General features: G+C 64.6%; 14 protein-coding genes and 1 tRNA gene. 10 read left to right on the top strand and 5 right to left on the bottom strand.

Translation table 11 applies throughout. The features are described 5' to 3' along the window. Positions 1–2: 2 nt before the first annotated feature. Positions 3–1,172: an acetylornithine deacetylase gene (gene argE, locus ACVW1B_RS17270; RefSeq protein WP_253608197.1), complete on the bottom strand. Its 1,170-nt coding sequence runs from the start codon at positions 1,170–1,172 to the stop codon at positions 3–5. 644 nt (positions 1,173–1,816) lie between these two features. Then, complete coding sequence (locus tag ACVW1B_RS17265; RefSeq protein ID WP_253608198.1) at positions 1,817–2,602, bottom strand: SDR family NAD(P)-dependent oxidoreductase; 786 nt, start codon at positions 2,600–2,602, stop codon at positions 1,817–1,819. 152 nt (positions 2,603–2,754) lie between these two features. Here ACVW1B_RS17265 and ACVW1B_RS17260 point away from each other — a divergent pair, with 152 nt between their 5' ends. Beyond that, complete coding sequence (locus ACVW1B_RS17260; RefSeq protein ID WP_168857052.1) at positions 2,755–3,462, top strand: histidine phosphatase family protein; 708 nt, start codon at positions 2,755–2,757, stop codon at positions 3,460–3,462. 138 nt (positions 3,463–3,600) lie between these two features. Further along, positions 3,601–4,368 carry an SDR family NAD(P)-dependent oxidoreductase gene (locus ACVW1B_RS17255; RefSeq protein WP_026192903.1) on the top strand — a complete coding sequence of 256 codons (768 nt, stop codon included), beginning with the start codon at positions 3,601–3,603 and terminating at the stop codon, positions 4,366–4,368. A 116-nt stretch (positions 4,369–4,484) separates the two neighbouring features. Here the strand turns inward: ACVW1B_RS17255 and ACVW1B_RS17250 are convergent, their stop codons facing one another. Next, the gene (locus ACVW1B_RS17250) at positions 4,485–5,708 is read right to left on the bottom strand and encodes a serine hydrolase domain-containing protein (protein ID WP_253608199.1); all 1,224 of its coding nucleotides are present in this window, start codon (positions 5,706–5,708) and stop codon (positions 4,485–4,487) included. Between the two features lie 169 nt (positions 5,709–5,877). Between ACVW1B_RS17250 and ACVW1B_RS17245 the strand changes: the two genes are divergently transcribed. After that, positions 5,878–5,953 (top strand) — tRNA-Trp (locus ACVW1B_RS17245). 64 nt (positions 5,954–6,017) lie between these two features. On the opposite strand, the gene ACVW1B_RS17240 is transcribed toward ACVW1B_RS17245, so the two are convergent. Continuing rightward, positions 6,018–7,223: an ABC transporter substrate-binding protein gene (locus tag ACVW1B_RS17240; RefSeq protein WP_253608200.1), complete on the bottom strand. Its 1,206-nt coding sequence runs from the start codon at positions 7,221–7,223 to the stop codon at positions 6,018–6,020. Between the two features lie 185 nt (positions 7,224–7,408). Between ACVW1B_RS17240 and ACVW1B_RS17235 the strand changes: the two genes are divergently transcribed. Both ACVW1B_RS17235 and ACVW1B_RS17230 read left to right on the top strand, forming a co-directional pair. Then, a complete protein-coding gene (locus ACVW1B_RS17235) occupies positions 7,409–8,173 on the top strand; it encodes a FadR/GntR family transcriptional regulator (RefSeq protein WP_018272155.1) in 765 nt (254 codons plus the stop codon). Positions 8,174–8,232: 59 nt separating this feature from the next. Then, positions 8,233–9,846: an acyl-CoA synthetase gene (locus ACVW1B_RS17230; protein WP_253608202.1), complete on the top strand. Its 1,614-nt coding sequence runs from the start codon at positions 8,233–8,235 to the stop codon at positions 9,844–9,846. Positions 9,847–9,851: 5 nt separating this feature from the next. On the opposite strand, the gene ACVW1B_RS17225 is transcribed toward ACVW1B_RS17230, so the two are convergent. Continuing rightward, positions 9,852–10,685 (bottom strand): DUF3313 domain-containing protein, encoded by an 834-nt coding sequence (locus tag ACVW1B_RS17225; protein WP_456780375.1) that lies wholly within the window; start codon positions 10,683–10,685, stop codon positions 9,852–9,854. Positions 10,686–10,889: 204 nt separating this feature from the next. On the opposite strand from ACVW1B_RS17225, the gene ACVW1B_RS17220 reads away from it, so the two are divergent. The 5 genes from ACVW1B_RS17220 to rplK all read left to right on the top strand — a co-directional run bounded on the left by ACVW1B_RS17220 (position 10,890) and on the right by rplK (position 14,611). Then, the gene (locus ACVW1B_RS17220) at positions 10,890–11,636 is read left to right on the top strand and encodes a response regulator (RefSeq protein WP_057019557.1); all 747 of its coding nucleotides are present in this window, start codon (positions 10,890–10,892) and stop codon (positions 11,634–11,636) included. Between the two features lie 20 nt (positions 11,637–11,656). Next, the gene (locus ACVW1B_RS17215; protein WP_456821811.1) at positions 11,657–12,970 is read left to right on the top strand and encodes an ATP-binding protein; all 1,314 of its coding nucleotides are present in this window, start codon (positions 11,657–11,659) and stop codon (positions 12,968–12,970) included. Positions 12,971–13,306: 336 nt separating this feature from the next. Beyond that, positions 13,307–13,498 carry a preprotein translocase subunit SecE gene (secE, locus tag ACVW1B_RS17210; RefSeq protein ID WP_028335448.1) on the top strand — a complete coding sequence of 64 codons (192 nt, stop codon included), beginning with the start codon at positions 13,307–13,309 and terminating at the stop codon, positions 13,496–13,498. A 20-nt stretch (positions 13,499–13,518) separates the two neighbouring features. After that, entirely contained in the window at positions 13,519–14,052 is a 534-nt protein-coding gene (gene nusG, locus ACVW1B_RS17205; RefSeq protein WP_021081670.1) for a transcription termination/antitermination protein NusG, read from the top strand. 130 nt (positions 14,053–14,182) lie between these two features. After that, positions 14,183–14,611, top strand: coding sequence for a 50S ribosomal protein L11 (rplK, locus tag ACVW1B_RS17200; RefSeq protein WP_016840552.1), 429 nt, complete (start codon positions 14,183–14,185; stop codon positions 14,609–14,611). Positions 14,612–14,614 lie beyond the last annotated feature (3 nt).

The following is a 14,614-nucleotide window of genomic DNA, read 5'->3' as shown; positions in this document are numbered from 1 at the left end:
AATCACTTGGCGCAATGTGCGATCAGCCGTGCGACGAATGCGCCGCACGCCTCGAGCTGCGACATCTCGACGAACTCATCCGGCGTATGCGCCTGTGCGATCGAGCCGGGGCCGATCACAACGGACGGCACGTCCGCCATGCTGACGAACAGGCTGGCCTCGGTGCCGAAGGCGACCTTGGCGTGGTCGTTGCGGCCGGCAAATTGCTTGGCGAGCGTGACGATGGCGGCGTCGGCGGCGGTGTCGAGCGCGGGGTAGTCGAGGATCTCCTCGAATTCGATGCCGCATTCGGGATGTCGCTTGCGCATGTCAGGCTCGATCTCGGCCTTGGCCCAGGCGATGATCGCGTCCGTCACCTCTCTCGACTCGGTGATGCCGATGCCGCGGCACTCGAATTCCACCACGCATTGGTCGGGCACGATGTTCAGCGCGGCGCCGCCATGCACGATGCTGGTGAGCAGGGTCGAGTGCGGGACATCGTAGAGGCTGCCTTGTTCGGCATCCGCGGTCAGCAACGCGGCGCGGCGGCGGATCTCGGTGATCAGGTCAGCGGCATATTCGATGGCGTTGACGCCGTCGGGCGCAATCGAGGAATGGCGGGCAAGCCCGCGGAACGTGGCGCGCACGCCGTGCTTGCCCTTGTGCCCGATGATGACCTGCATCTGGGTCGGCTCGCCGACGAAACAACCGAGCGGCTTGATCGGCTTGCGCGCGACCTCGCGCAGCATCGGACGTACGCCGACGCAACCGATCTCCTCGTCATAGGAGATGGCAAGATTGATCGGCGTCTTCAGATCGGCCGCGAGCATCTCGGGAACCATCGCGAGGCAGACGGCGACAAAGCCCTTCATGTCGGTGGTGCCGCGGCCGTACAGCCGGCCGTCGCGCTCGACGAGCTCGAACGGGTTGTGGCTCCAGTCCTGTCCCACAACTGGCACGACATCGGTATGCCCCGACAGCACCAGCCCGGCCTTGTCCTCAGGGCCGACAGTGACCCACAACGAGGATTTCTGCCCGGTTTCATCGACGATGCGTTGCCCCGCGAGGCCAAGCGAGGCGAGGTAGCGCTCGATGTAGTCGATCAGGGGCAGATTGCTGCGGTCGCTGACGGTGTCGAACGCGACGAGGTCGGCCAATAGCTTGCGGATGCGGTCGGAACGTTGATTTTGCATTGCCTGTTCGTTTGCGAGGGATTGTGCGAGGAATGACGAGTGTGCGAGCGATCCTGCCAGCGAAGTATAACAGCTGGTTGGCCTGCCGAGGCCAAGCAATATTCGGACCGTTGCCGGCGGTTATTGCGGTCCAGGCGTGTGGGATGGGTTGGGTAGAGCGAAGCGAAACCCATCGAATATATCCGCGCGGTGAGATGATGGGTTTCGTGGAGTTTATCATCGGGTCGCGCGTTGCGCGGACCTAGAGCGGAACGAAAGGCAAGACTCGGGCGATTCATGTCGCGAGAATGCGAAACTGTATCCCCATTCTCGGCTGTCATCGCCCGGCTCGGACCGGGCGATCCAGTACGCCGCGGCCTCTCGGCTCAAGCACAGAGGTCTCTGGAATACTGGATCACCCGCATGCGTATGCGCAGGTGATGACACCGCATTGTTTGGCACCTTGAATGCGAACCATCTCCAGCGTCGTCCCGGCGAAGGCCGGGACCCATTACCCCAAATGCCAATGAATGCGCGACGCTGGGGCAACAGCCTTCTTCAACTACTCGACCCTGTGGTTATGGGTCCCGGCCTTCGCCGGGACGACGGTCGTGAATGTGGAGCCATCGGGGCCGCAGCCGGGATAACCACGGAGACTGCCCTCGCTAGATCGGCTTGCCCGTATACGGCATCGATGCGGTGAGGCCGCCGTCGACCGGGATGGCCTGGCCGTTGACGTAGGACGCTTCATCGCTCGCCAAAAACAATCCCATCGCGGCGAGCTCATGCGGTTGGCCGGCGCGCTTCAGCGGATTGAGCTGGCCGATCTTGTCCTGGGTGCCGCGCTCCTTGGCGCGATCGAACACCGGTTTGGTCATGCCGGTCTCGATCAGGCCCGGGCACACCGCATTGATGCGGACGCCGGTGCCGGAGAGCGAGTAGGCGGTGGTCTGCACCAGGCTGATGACGCCGGCCTTGCTCGCGCCGTAGGGATGTCCGCTGGCACCCGACTTCAGGCCCGCGACGGAGGCGGTGCAGACGATCGAGCCGGAACCTTGCTTCGTCATATGCGGAATCGAATGCTTGATCGCGAGGAATGGGCCGATCAGATTGACGCGCAGCACCTCCTGCCAGTGTTCGACGGTCTGGTCGGCGAGTGGGACGAGACCGCCGCTGACGCCGGCATTGGCCCAGATCGCATCGAGCTTGCCGTACTTCGAGACCGCCTTCTCGATGAAGGCCTTCACGTCGCTCTCCGAGCCGGCATCGGCGGTGACGGCCTCGACAGTGCCGCCGGCATCGCGCACCAGCTTGGCGGTCTCGTTGACGCCCTCGGTGCGATCGACCGCGATCAGCTTGGCGCCTTCACTGGTGAACAGCAGCGAGGCGGCGCGGCCGATGCCGCTGCCAGCGCCGGTGATGATGACGGATTTGCCTTCGAGGCGGCCCATGAGTTTCTCCCTGTTCACGTGATTAGTTCGGGTGGTCCTTGGCGCGTCTGCCGCGCGACGGAATTCAAACAAAATTTCAAACGTCCGAAGCACTTGAGACGGTGTGCGGCGTGACGTACAGCGAGACGGGACACTATTGAAGGGCTCATCCGATGTCCAATCCAGACAAGCCTGAGGTGACGGTGACGCGGTGGTGGTGGGTTCGTCACGCGCCGGTGCGCAGCGACGGCGGCAACATCTACGGACAAGAGGATATCGACTGCGACACCGGCGATGTCGAGGTGTTCGAGGCGGTCGCCAAGATGCTGCCGCGCGATGCGGTCTGGTATTCGAGCAATTTGAAGCGCACACACAAGACTGCGGACGCGATCTGGGCTGCCGGGTTTCCAAAGCCTGAAAGCATGACGCAGGAACGCGACTTCGCCGAGCAGCATCTCGGCCAATGGCAGGGTATGAACCGCGCCGCGTTTCTCGCCAGTCGCCCGCCGGGTACGGCCTGGTTCGCCGACGTCAACGATCCCGCGCCCGGCGGCGAGAGCTACATGGATCTCTACACCCGCGTCTGCCGCACCATTGTGCGGATCACCGCCGCGGAAGCGGGCAGGAATATCATCGCCGTCGGCCATGGCGGCGTGATCAAGGCCGCGGTCGGGCTGGCGCTCGGCGGCCAGCCGGACAGGGGGCTGTCGTTCGATATCGATAATGTCTCGGTGACGCGGCTCGATCACATCGCGAGCGCCGGCCTGTCGACCTGGCGCTTGCCGATGGTGAACCAGCAGCCGTGGATTGCCGATCCGCGCCACGCCGCGATGCATCAGCCGTCCGGGCCTGAAGTCAGGCCGGCGAGCAAGCTTGCGTGATCGTCATACCGGGATGGTCCGAAGGACCAGACCGCAGATGCGCAATTGCGCATCGGGGAATCTCGAGATCCCGGGTCGACGCTGGTGCGTCGCCCCGGAATGACGCTAAGACGAACACTTAACATCAGGGAGAGAAACATGACCTTGTTCGACATGAAGGGAAAAGTCGCCGTCATCACCGGCTCGACGCGCGGCATCGGACGCGCGATCGCCGAGCGCATGGCCGAGCACGGCGCCAAGGTCGTGATCTCCTCGCGCAAGGCTGACGTCTGCGAGCAGGTGGCGAAGGAGATCAACGACAGCTACGGCAAGGGCACCGCGGTTGCGATCGCGGCAAACATCTCGTCGAAGGAAAACCTGCAGAACCTGGTTGACGAGAGCAACCGCGCCTTCGGCAAGATCGACGTGCTGGTCTGCAACGCGGCGTCCAATCCTTACTACGGTCCGCTCGCCGGCATCTCCGACGATCAGTTCCGCAAGATCCTCGACAACAACATCGTCGCCAACAACTGGCTGATCTCGATGGTGGTGCCGCAGATGATCGAGCGCAAGGACGGCTCGATCATCATCGTGTCCTCGATCGGCGGCCTGAAGGGCTCGACCATCCTCGGCGCCTACGCGATCTCCAAGGCCGCCGACATGCAGCTCGCGCGCAACCTCGCCTGCGAATACGGCAAGCACAATATCCGCGTGAACTGCATCGCGCCGGGCCTGATCAAGACCGACTTTGCGAAGGCGCTGTGGGACAATCCGGACAATCTGAAGGCCTCGACCGCGCGCTCGCCGCTGCTGCGGATCGGCGTGCCGGACGAGATCGCGGGCGCCGCCGTGATGATGGGCTCGCGGGCCGGCGACTTCATGACCGGCCAGACCATCGTGATCGACGGCGGCGCGACGATCAGCTGAGCATCACTCGTCATTCCGGGGCAGCCCGCAGGGCTGAACCCGGAATCTCGATGTTGTTGCGCGAGATTCCCCGATGCGCGATTGCGCATCTTAGGTTCGCGCCCCGGAATGACGGACTACTCCACCGCCGCGTACACCCCGTTGCGCACCAGCGAGCGGGTATATTCGCGCTGGCCCGGGCCCTGCATCATGAAGACCGCGATCAGGTCTTCGCTCGGATCGATCCAGAAGAATGTGCCGGCCATGCCGCTCCAGAAGTACTGGCCGACCGAGCCGGAGAACGGCGCGATGCCCTGCTGCATGCGCACGGCGAAGCCGAGGCCAAAACTGTGGCCGGGCGACACCAACGTGCCCTGGATTGCCACGCCGGCGCCGAGGTGATCGGAGGCCATGAATTCGAGCGTCTTGCGGCCGATGATCCTGGTGCCGTCGAGCGAGCCGCCGTTCAGCAGCATCTGCGCGAAGCGGGCATAGTCCATCGTGGTCGAAACCAGGCCGCCGCCGCCGGATTCCATCGCCGGCTTCTCCAGCATGTTGAACAGCTGCACCTTCTCGTTGGTCCAGGGATCGTTGGCAAAGGCCTCGGCGAGGCGGCCGGCATTGGCTTCCCCGGTGTGGAAGGCGGTCTCGGTCATCTGCAGCGGCGAGAGGATGTGCTCAGTGAGGTACGCGCCGAGCGTCTTGCCGCTGACGACCTCGATGATGCGGCCGAGTATGTCGGTGGAGCGGCTGTAGTTCCACTCGGCGCCGGGCTGGCAAACCAGCGGCATGCCGGCGAGCATGGTGGCGTGCTCGGCATTGGTGATCTTGCGGCTGCGCAGCCGCGACTGCTGGTAGAGCTGCTGCACCGGGCCGTTGCCGGTGTGGTCATAAGTAAGCCCAGACGTGTGGCGAAGCAGGTCCTGGATCGTCATCTGCCGCTGCACGGGTACCAGCTCGAGCTTGCCGTTGTTGTCGACGCCGACCTTGGTCTCGGCGAATTCGGGGATGAACTTCGCGACGGGGTCGTTGAGCAGGAAGTGGCCGTCCTCCAGCAGCTGCATGATGCCGATCGAGGCGATCGGCTTGGTCATCGAGAAGATGCGGAAGATCGTGTCATGCGCCATCGGCGCCGAGGCGGTCGGGCTTTGCCGGCCGATCGCGTCGAACCAGCCGATCTGGCCGCGCCGCGCCACCAGCACCGTCACGCCAGGCACGGTTCCCTTGTCGACCTCGCGGCGGAAGGTGTCGGACATCGCCTGCAGCCGCGCGCTCGACAATCCGATCGATTCGGGCTTGGCGAGGGGAAGAGAGGGGGTGGTCGGGCTGGCGGCGTGCTTGGTGGCGGTTTGGGCGTTCATGGTCTCTCCCTGGTTCTTGATTCTTGCGGCGAGGTGCCGACACGGGGTGATCGCCGAAGTCTGGCGCAGAAGTTTTGCAATGAACAGAAGCTTCACCGCTTCGCCCTTGCAAACCGGCCATGCCCTGTGCTTGAAACGGCGCGAACCGGCGGCGACGCCGGTTCCCTGCAGGAGTGTAGCTCAATTGGTAGAGCACCGGTCTCCAAAACCGGGGGTCGCAGGTTCGAGCCCTGCCACTCCTGCCAGCCTTTTCCCAATCATTTTAATGTCTTGGCCGAGGTCCCGGACCCCGGCCATGATCATGTTTGCCTACTTGATCAGCGGGCAGCCGCCGTCCTTCAGCGGCCGGAACGCCTGGTCGCCGGGCACTTCGGCGAGCACCTTGTAGTAATCCCACGGCGCCTTCGATTCCTCGGGCTTCTTGACCTCGAACAGGAACATCGAGTGCACCATGCGGCCGTCCTCGCGCACCACGCCGTTGTCGGTGAAGGCGTCGCGGACCGGGGTCGCGCGCATCTTGGCCAGCACCGGCCTGGTCTCCTTGGTGCCGGCGGCCTTCACCGCGTTGAGGTAGTGCAGGGTGGCGCTGTAGGTCGCGGCCTGGTTCATCGTCGGCATCCGCTTCATGCGCTCGAAGAAGCGCTTGCCGAAGGCGCGGGTGCGGTCGTTGAGGTCCCAGTAGTAGGCCTCGGTGATGATCAGGCCCTGCGCGAGCTTGAGCCCGAGGCTGTGGATATCCGAGATGAACATCACGATGCCGGCGAGGTTCTGGCCGCCCGCGACGATGCCGAATTCGGAGGCCTGCTTGATGGTGTTGATGGTGTCGGCGCCGCCATTGGCCATGCCAATGATCTTGGCCTTCGAGGCCTGCGCCTGCAGCAGGAAGGACGAGAAGTCCGGCGTGTTGAGCGGATGCCGCGCACTGCCGAGCACCTTGCCGCCGGCGGCGCGGACCACGTCGCCGGTGTCGCGTTCGATCGAATGACCGAACAGATAGTCGGCGGTGATGAAGAACCAGGTATCGCCGCCGTTCTTCACGATCGCGCTGCCGACGGTGTGGGCGTTGGCGTAGGTGTCGTAAGTCCAGTGCAGCGTGTAGGGCGAGCAGGACTTGCCGGTGATGTCGGAGCTCGCCGCATCCGTCACGATCATGATCTTCTCGAACTGCTTCGACATCTCCATGCCGGCGAGCGCGGTCGCCGAGGTCGGCATGTCGATGATCATGTCGACATTCTCGGCCTCGTACCATTTGCGGGTGATGGTGGCGGCGACGTCGGCCTTGTTGAGGGCGTCGGCGGTGACGAGCTCGATCGGCTTGCCGAACATCGACCCGCCGAACTCCTCGATCGCCATCTTGGTGGCCTCGACATTGCCGGCGCCGCCGATGTCCGAATAGACCGACTGGAAATCCGTGAGCACGCCGATCTTGAGCGGCGCCTGCTGGGCGAGCGCCGGCCCTGCCAGCACAGCCGCGATCAGGCCGGCGGCGGACAGACTCGTGACGATGGATTTCATGATGGTGTGCCTCCCCGAGGTGCTCTTATCAGTTTGTCCGACAAAGCTAGATTTGCCTGGTTCCGGTGTCAATTCCGCCCGCCTGGGTGCGACAATCAGGCTGGATATCGCTCATTTGACGCCCCAAAGGCCTTCGCCTATCCTTTGTCCGACAAACGACAATCGGGAGCCCCGGGGAGCTGAAGATGCCCACCACGCCGCTGTTCCGGCGCATCGATGTCGCGCCGGCCTATCAGAAGGTCGCCGACGCGATCGAACGCGAGATCATCAACGGGCGGATCAAGCCGGGCGAGCCGATCGGCACCGAGCAGCAGCTGGTTGCGCAGTTCGGCGTCAACCGCTCGACGGTGCGCGAAGGCATTCGCGTGCTCGAGGAGGGCGGACTGATCCGCCGCGATTCCAGCCGCCGGCTGCAGGCCTGCCTGCCGCGCTACAACAAGCTCGCGACGCGACTGTCCCGCGCGCTGATCCTGCACGAGGTGACGTTCCGCGAATTGTTCGAGACCTCGATGACGCTGGAGGTCGCGAGCGTCGAGGGCGCGGTGGAGCGCGCGACCGAGGAGAACATCGCCGAGCTCGCCGGCAATCTCGAGCGCAGCGCAGCTGTCGTTGGCAATCCCGCTGCGCTTGCCGAGCTCGATGCGGAATTCCATGTGCTGATGGCCAAGGCCTCGCAGAACCGCGTGCTGCAGCTGGCGCGCGAGCCCGCCGCGCAACTGTTCTTTCCGACCACCGAGATGATCGTGGGCGGCGTGCCTGAGGGCGGCGCGCGGCTGGTCGAGGCGCACCATCATCTGCTCGACGCGATCAAGCGGCGCGACAAGGAGGCCGGCGTGCTGTGGACGCGGCGGCACCTGCAGGACTGGCGGCGCGGTTTCGAGAAGATCGCCTCGCTCGATCGCTCGGTCGAGCACACCTACATGGAACACGCTTACGCCGCGCGGCAATAGCGACGGCGCGGCCGAGACAAGACAAAGACAACGACAACAAGCACATTCGGGAGGGACAAATGAGCGGAGACATCGCAGCAACCATCCAGCGCGCCCGCGAGCACAGCATCGGCGATCTGCTGCGCCGGTCGGCGAAGCGCTACCCCGGCAAGACCGCGCTGATCTGCGGCGCGGTGAGCTGGAGCTTTGCGGAGATGGACGCGATCTGCAATCGGCTCGGCCGCGGCTTGCTCGCGCTCGGCGTTGCGAAGGGCGATCGCGTCGCGGTGCTGTCGCGCAACTCGCACGGCTTCGCCGCGCTACGCTTTGCGGTGGCCCGGATCGGCGCCATCCTGGTGCCGATCAACTTCATGCTCAATCCGGACGAGATCAATTTCATCCTCGCCAATTCCGGCGCCAGGCTGCTCGCGGTCGGCCCCGATTTCGTGGAGACGGCGCACGCTGCGGCCGCCAAGGGCTCGGCGGTCGAGACCCTGGTCTGGCTGCCCGGCGAGGATCCGGCCACCGCGCCCAACGGCATCACGACGTTCGACAGCCTGTTGCACAGCGACGCGTCGGCGCCGGAGGCGTCGGTGGACAGCCTCGATCCCGCGCAGATCATCTACACCAGCGGCACCGAGTCGCTGCCGAAGGGCGCGATCCTCACCCACGAAGCCGTCATGTGGCAGTATGTCAGCTGCATCATCGACGGCGGCATGGCGACGGACGACACGGTGCTGCACGCGCTGCCGCTCTATCACTGTGCGCAGCTCGACGTCTTTCTGGGGCCCGCGATCTATCTCGGCGCCACCAGCCTCATTACCGGCAAGCCGGTGCCTGACAATGTCCTGGCGCTGATCGCGGCCCACAAGATCAATTCGTTCTTCGCTCCGCCGACGATCTGGATCGCGATGCTGCGCTCGGGCGCGTTCGACCGCACCGACCTGTCGACCCTGCGCAAGGGCTATTACGGCGCTTCGATCATGCCGGTCGAGGTGCTGCTCGAGTTGCAGCGCCGGCTGCCCGACGTGAAGTTCTGGAATTTCTACGGCCAGACCGAGATCGCACCGCTCGCGACCGTGCTGTCGCCGGAGGACCAGCTGCCGAAGGCCGGCTCGGCCGGCAAGCCCGCGATCAATGTCGAGACGCGGGTGGTCAGGCCTGATATGACCGACGTCGGGGTGGGGGAGGTCGGCGAGATCGTGCATCGCTCGCCGCATCTGTTGTCAGGCTATTACAACGATCCGGTCAAGACTGCGGCCGCGTTCGCCGGCGGCTGGTTTCATTCCGGCGATCTCGCGACCATCGATGCCGACGGCTACATCACCGTCGTCGATCGCGTGAAGGACATGATCAAGAGCGGCGGCGAGAATGTCGCGAGCCGCGAGGTCGAGGAGATGATCTACCGGTTGCCTTCGGTGTCGGAGGTCGCGGTGGTCGGGCTGCCTGATCCGCGCTGGATCGAGGCGGTGACCGCGATCGTCGTGGTCAAGGCCGGCCAGAGCCTCGATGCCGACGCCGTCATCAAGCATTGCGCGGCGTCGATGGCCCATTTCAAGGTGCCGAAGCAGGTCATCTTCGTGGATGCCTTGCCGAAGAATCCGAGCGGCAAGCTGCTCAAGCGCGAGCTGCGCCAGCGCTATCTCGGCGGCGCCACGCTCGACCAGGCGGTGCAGAAGAGCTTCGCCGGCTAGGCTGTCTATTGGCCAGCTGTCGCCGGCGCCTTGTCCGACCATTCCGGCGGCAAGCCGAGCTTGCCGGCGGCCATTCCGACCAGGCCGGGATTGCGGCCGAACGCCTCGCAGGCCGCGTATTTCGGCTTGCCGCCGAGCGTTGCGCCAATCTTGTCGAACGACGGCAGCTCCGGCGCCTTTCCGAATGGCGTGCTGCCGGTGACGACGAGCTTGCTGAAGTCGTCGCTGAAGGAAGGGGCGAGATCGTAGGCGTCACCGGCGCTCGAGACCATCGGCGAGTTGGTGAACGAATTCGCCCCGCGGGCCCAGATCATCGCCGCCTGCTGGCGGCTGGCCTGATCGCGCACCTCGGCTTCGACGGTCAGGCTGCCAAGCCCGACTGGCAACCGCGGCACCGGCACCGGCACGCCTGCGCCGAGCGCGCTCGGCAGGAAGCTGACCACCTTGGAAGTGCCCGCCGCGACCTCGTCGGTGGGCGCCGCCTGGGTGACAAGCGCGTGCACGGACAGATCCGCAGGCTGATCGGCACCAACGACCTGAAGCCGCTCGCTTAGGCCGACGCACAGCGAACGATCGATCGCGTTGGCCACCAGGTGCCGCTGCTCCTGGGACAGCGTCGGCGACGCTGCCTGCGAGAAGGTCGTCGGGACGATCCGCACCGTCTTCGCAGCGAGGACCTCGTCCTTGTTGACGCGAACCAGCGATTTCGCCAGCACGCCGTCGGACGGCGTGAGATTGTCGTAGGATGCCAGTGACCCGCCCCGCGTCATCGGTGCGCTGGCACAGCCCGACAACAACGCCACCACAACCGCAGCGCCCGGCAGAAATTCGATTCTCATGTACCCCTCGAACGACCGCTCACCCCACGAACGATCGCACGTCACGATAGGGCAGGGCCGCCCGGGTCGGGATTAAGAGATATTAAGTCAGATGTAGCTCGCGAAACCGCGCGACCTATTTGAGCCACATTTGGCCGTGCAGGCTTAACAAAACGCTATATTTGCGCACTGCGCATCCGGGGCCGAGGCCTCTAAAATGCCGTGATGCAAATCCTGGAATACGACCTCGTGGCTTTCCCCGTCACCAACGCACGCATCCTCTGCGTCGAGGACGATGCCGATATCGCGCGCATGCTGGCCGAGGTGCTTGAGGACAACGGCTTCAGGCCGGTGCTGGTCGGCTCGGCCGTGGAGATGGATGCGCTGCTCAAGCGCGAGAGCTTTGATCTCGTCGTACTCGACGTGATGCTGCCGGGCGAGGATGGGCTGAGCATCTGCCGGCGCCTGCGCATGTCGTCTTCGATTCCGATCATCATGGTCACCGCGCGCGGCGAGGACATCGACCGCATCCTCGGCCTCGAGCTCGGTGCCGACGACTACGTCACCAAGCCGTTCAATTCGCGCGAACTGGTCGCCCGCATCCGGGCGCTGCTGCGCCGCGTCGAGAGCGGCGCCACGTCGCGGTCACGGCCGCGTCCGCTGACCTTTGCCGGATGGCGCATCAACCCCACCACCCGTGAGCTGCATGACCCCGCGGGCGTCCGGATCACGCTGACCGGTGCCGAGTTCGATCTGCTGCTGGCGTTCTGCCGCAATCCTGGGCAGGTGCTGTCACGCGAGCAATTGATCGAGCAGGCCTTCGGCGGCCTGATCGCCTCAGTCGAGCGCAGCGTCGACGTTCATATCAGCCGCATCAGGCAGAAGATCGAACCGGATCCGAAGGACCGCTCGATGATCAAGACGGTGCGGCTCGGCGGCTACCTCTTCACGCCTGCGGTCGAGCAGATATGATGGGATGGGCGCAGCGGCTGATGCCGCGCAGCGTCGCTGCGCAACTCATGAGCCTCGTCGCGCTCTCGGAACTGATCGGCATCACGCTCGCGGCGGTGACCATCATTTTTCTGTTCGATTCTCCCTCGATCACCGACACGCAGAAGTTTCTTGCCGGGCAGGTCGCGGAGCTCACGCAGCTTGTGCGTTCCACGAAGACGCCGGCAGACGCGGATGAACTGCTGGCCGCAGCCAGGCGCGGCGGTCTCGACGTCAGGCGCGTCGCCTTGGGCGAACTGGTGCCTCGAACAGCCGCAGAGACGCGGTCGTTTTCCATGCGAGCGTTCCGGCAACTGGCTGCCGAGCCCGGAATTGAATTAATGGAGGATCTGCGCCATCCCGCAGGCTCGTCGTCACAGGTGATCGTGAGACTCGACGATGGCCACGCGCTGATGGCCGACGTTGCGGTCAAAGGCGGCCTTTGGTCTACTTTGCTCCGCCCGCTGGCCGGGGGGACGATCATCGTGCTGATCTCGATGCTGCTGCTGTCGGTCTATGCGGTGCGTTGGGTGATCGCGCCGCTGGCCGACGTCGCGCGTGCCGCGACCTCGTTCGGCCGCTCGCCGCGGGCTCCCGAGGTGCTGCGCCGGCGCGGTCCGCTCGAGATCGCCCAGGTCGCCGACGCGCTGAACGACATGCGCACGCGTATCGCAGCGCTGCTCGACGACCGCACCCGCATGCTCGCCGCCATCAGTCATGACCTGCGGACGCCGCTGACCCGGCTCAGGCTGCGTACCGAGCGCGTCGGCGACGACACCCTGCGCCCGGCGATGCTGGGCGATATCGCCAAGATGACGCGCATGATCAACGAGACCCTGGAGTATCTGCGCGAGGATGCCCGCTCGGAGGCGGCGTTGTTCATCGACCTGCCGAGCTTCCTGCAGACCATCTGTTCGGACTTCGCCGACATGGGCCACGCGGTATCCTATGCTGGGCCGGCGCGTCTGCCTTATGCCTGCCGGCCCCGCGCGCTGTCGCGCGCCGTCACCAATATCGTGGAGAATGCGGTCAAGCACGGCAGCAAGGTCGTGGTGACGCTTCGCCCCATGGAGGCCGGCCACATCGAGATCGAGGTGGCGGACGACGGTCCAGGCATCCCACCTGCGCTGCACGACAAGGTATTCGAGCCCTTCTTCAAGGCCGACAGCGCCCGGCATGAGGGGGGCTTCGGGCTGGGGCTATCGATCGCGCAGGATATCGCCAAGCGCCATGGCGGCAGCATCGCGTTGAGGCTGCGGGAGCCGAGCGGACTGCTCGTATCGATGCTGCTGCCGCCAAAACCCGGCCTGGCCTAGAGGGGCGAGACGAACGACGCTGATCGCGCCAGGACGCCAGGGGATCGCAGGGCGCCGGCTAAGCCCTTGATTTGGAGAGACCAATGCCCGATCTGCCCGAACCGGGCGGGAGCCGGACCCGACCCCGCCGACCTTGACGTTTGGCCGGTCTCGCAGTAGATACTCGCCACTCGCAGCCGGCCCGCTTTGATGGCGGATATCCGGCGCGGCCTAATTCCCCGAACATTCGAGCTCGTTTATCGGCTCAACCTTCCAAACGAGGGCTGGGTCCGCAAGGTCGGCTGTTCGGATTCCTTGAAACGTTGCAATCGTCCGGAGACGGACGCGGATCTCACGATGGCTTTCAGCCCGTTCAAATTCCTGCAGGAAGTGCGCTCGGAGACCGCCAAGGTCACCTGGCCGACGCGCCGCGAGACGACCATCACCACCATCATGGTGTTCGTGATGGTGGCGCTGGCCTCGGTCTTCTTCTTCGCCGCAGATCAGATCATCCGCTATCTGATTACCCTGATACTGGGCATCCACTGATGAGCATGGGAACTCAATTGATGGACAAGCGCTGGTACATCGTCCACGCCTATTCGAACTTCGAGAAGAAGGTTCAGGAATCGATCCGCGAGCAGGCCAAGCAGCGTGGGCTGGAAGAACTGTTCGAGCAGATTCTAGTGCCGACCGAGAAGGTCACAGAGGTGCGCCGCGGCCGCAAGATCGACGCCGAGCGCAAGTTCTTCCCGGGCTATGTGCTGGTGAAGATGAAGCTGACCGACGAGGCGTTCCATCTAATCAAGAACACCCCGAAGGTGACCGGCTTCCTCGGCGCGGAAAACAAGCCGATGCCGATCTCGGAAGCGGAGGCGATGCGGATCCTGCACCAGGTGCAGGAGGGCGTGGAGCGTCCGAAGGCGTCGGTGTCGTTCGAGATCGGGGAGAACGTACGCGTGGCCGACGGCCCGTTCGCTTCGTTCTCCGGCGTGGTGGAAGAAATCGACGAGGCGCGCTCGCGCGTCAAGGTCGCGGTGTCGATCTTCGGCCGCGCGACGCCCGTGGAACTGGAATTCGGTCAGGTCGAAAAGGTGGTCTGACCGGACGGCGCGGGGTATATGCCTCGCGTCAAGTCGAGAGGCCGTGGGAGGGAGGAGGCGGTCGCCAGCCCCTTCAACCGAACCACGGAACCTGAAACCGCCGGCCCGTCCGGCACAACAGGAGTGATAAATGGCAAAGAAAGTGACCGGATACCTGAAGCTTCAGGTCCCGGCCGGTGCGGCGAATCCTTCGCCCCCGATCGGCCCCGCGCTTGGTCAGCGCGGTCTCAACATCATGGAGTTCTGCAAGGCGTTCAACGCGCAGACCCAGAAGGAAGAGAAGAACACCCCGATCCCGGTGATCATCACCATCTATGCGGACCGGTCCTTCACCTTCGAGATGAAGACCCCTCCGATGTCCTACTTCCTCAAGCAGGCCGCCAAGATCCAGTCCGGATCGAAGGCGCCGGGCCGTGACAAGGCCGGCCAGGTGACCAAGGCGCAAGTGCGCGAGATCGCCGAGAAGAAGATGAAGGACTTGAATTGCGACACCATCGAATCGGCCATGAAGATGGTCGAGGGCTCTGCCCGTTCGATGGGTCTGGAAGTTGCGGGGTAACGG

This window comes from Bradyrhizobium sp. USDA 4502 (genome assembly GCF_054063355.1).
Note: the sequence above shows the minus strand (reverse complement) of the source record. Positions and strands in the feature narration are given on the sequence as shown.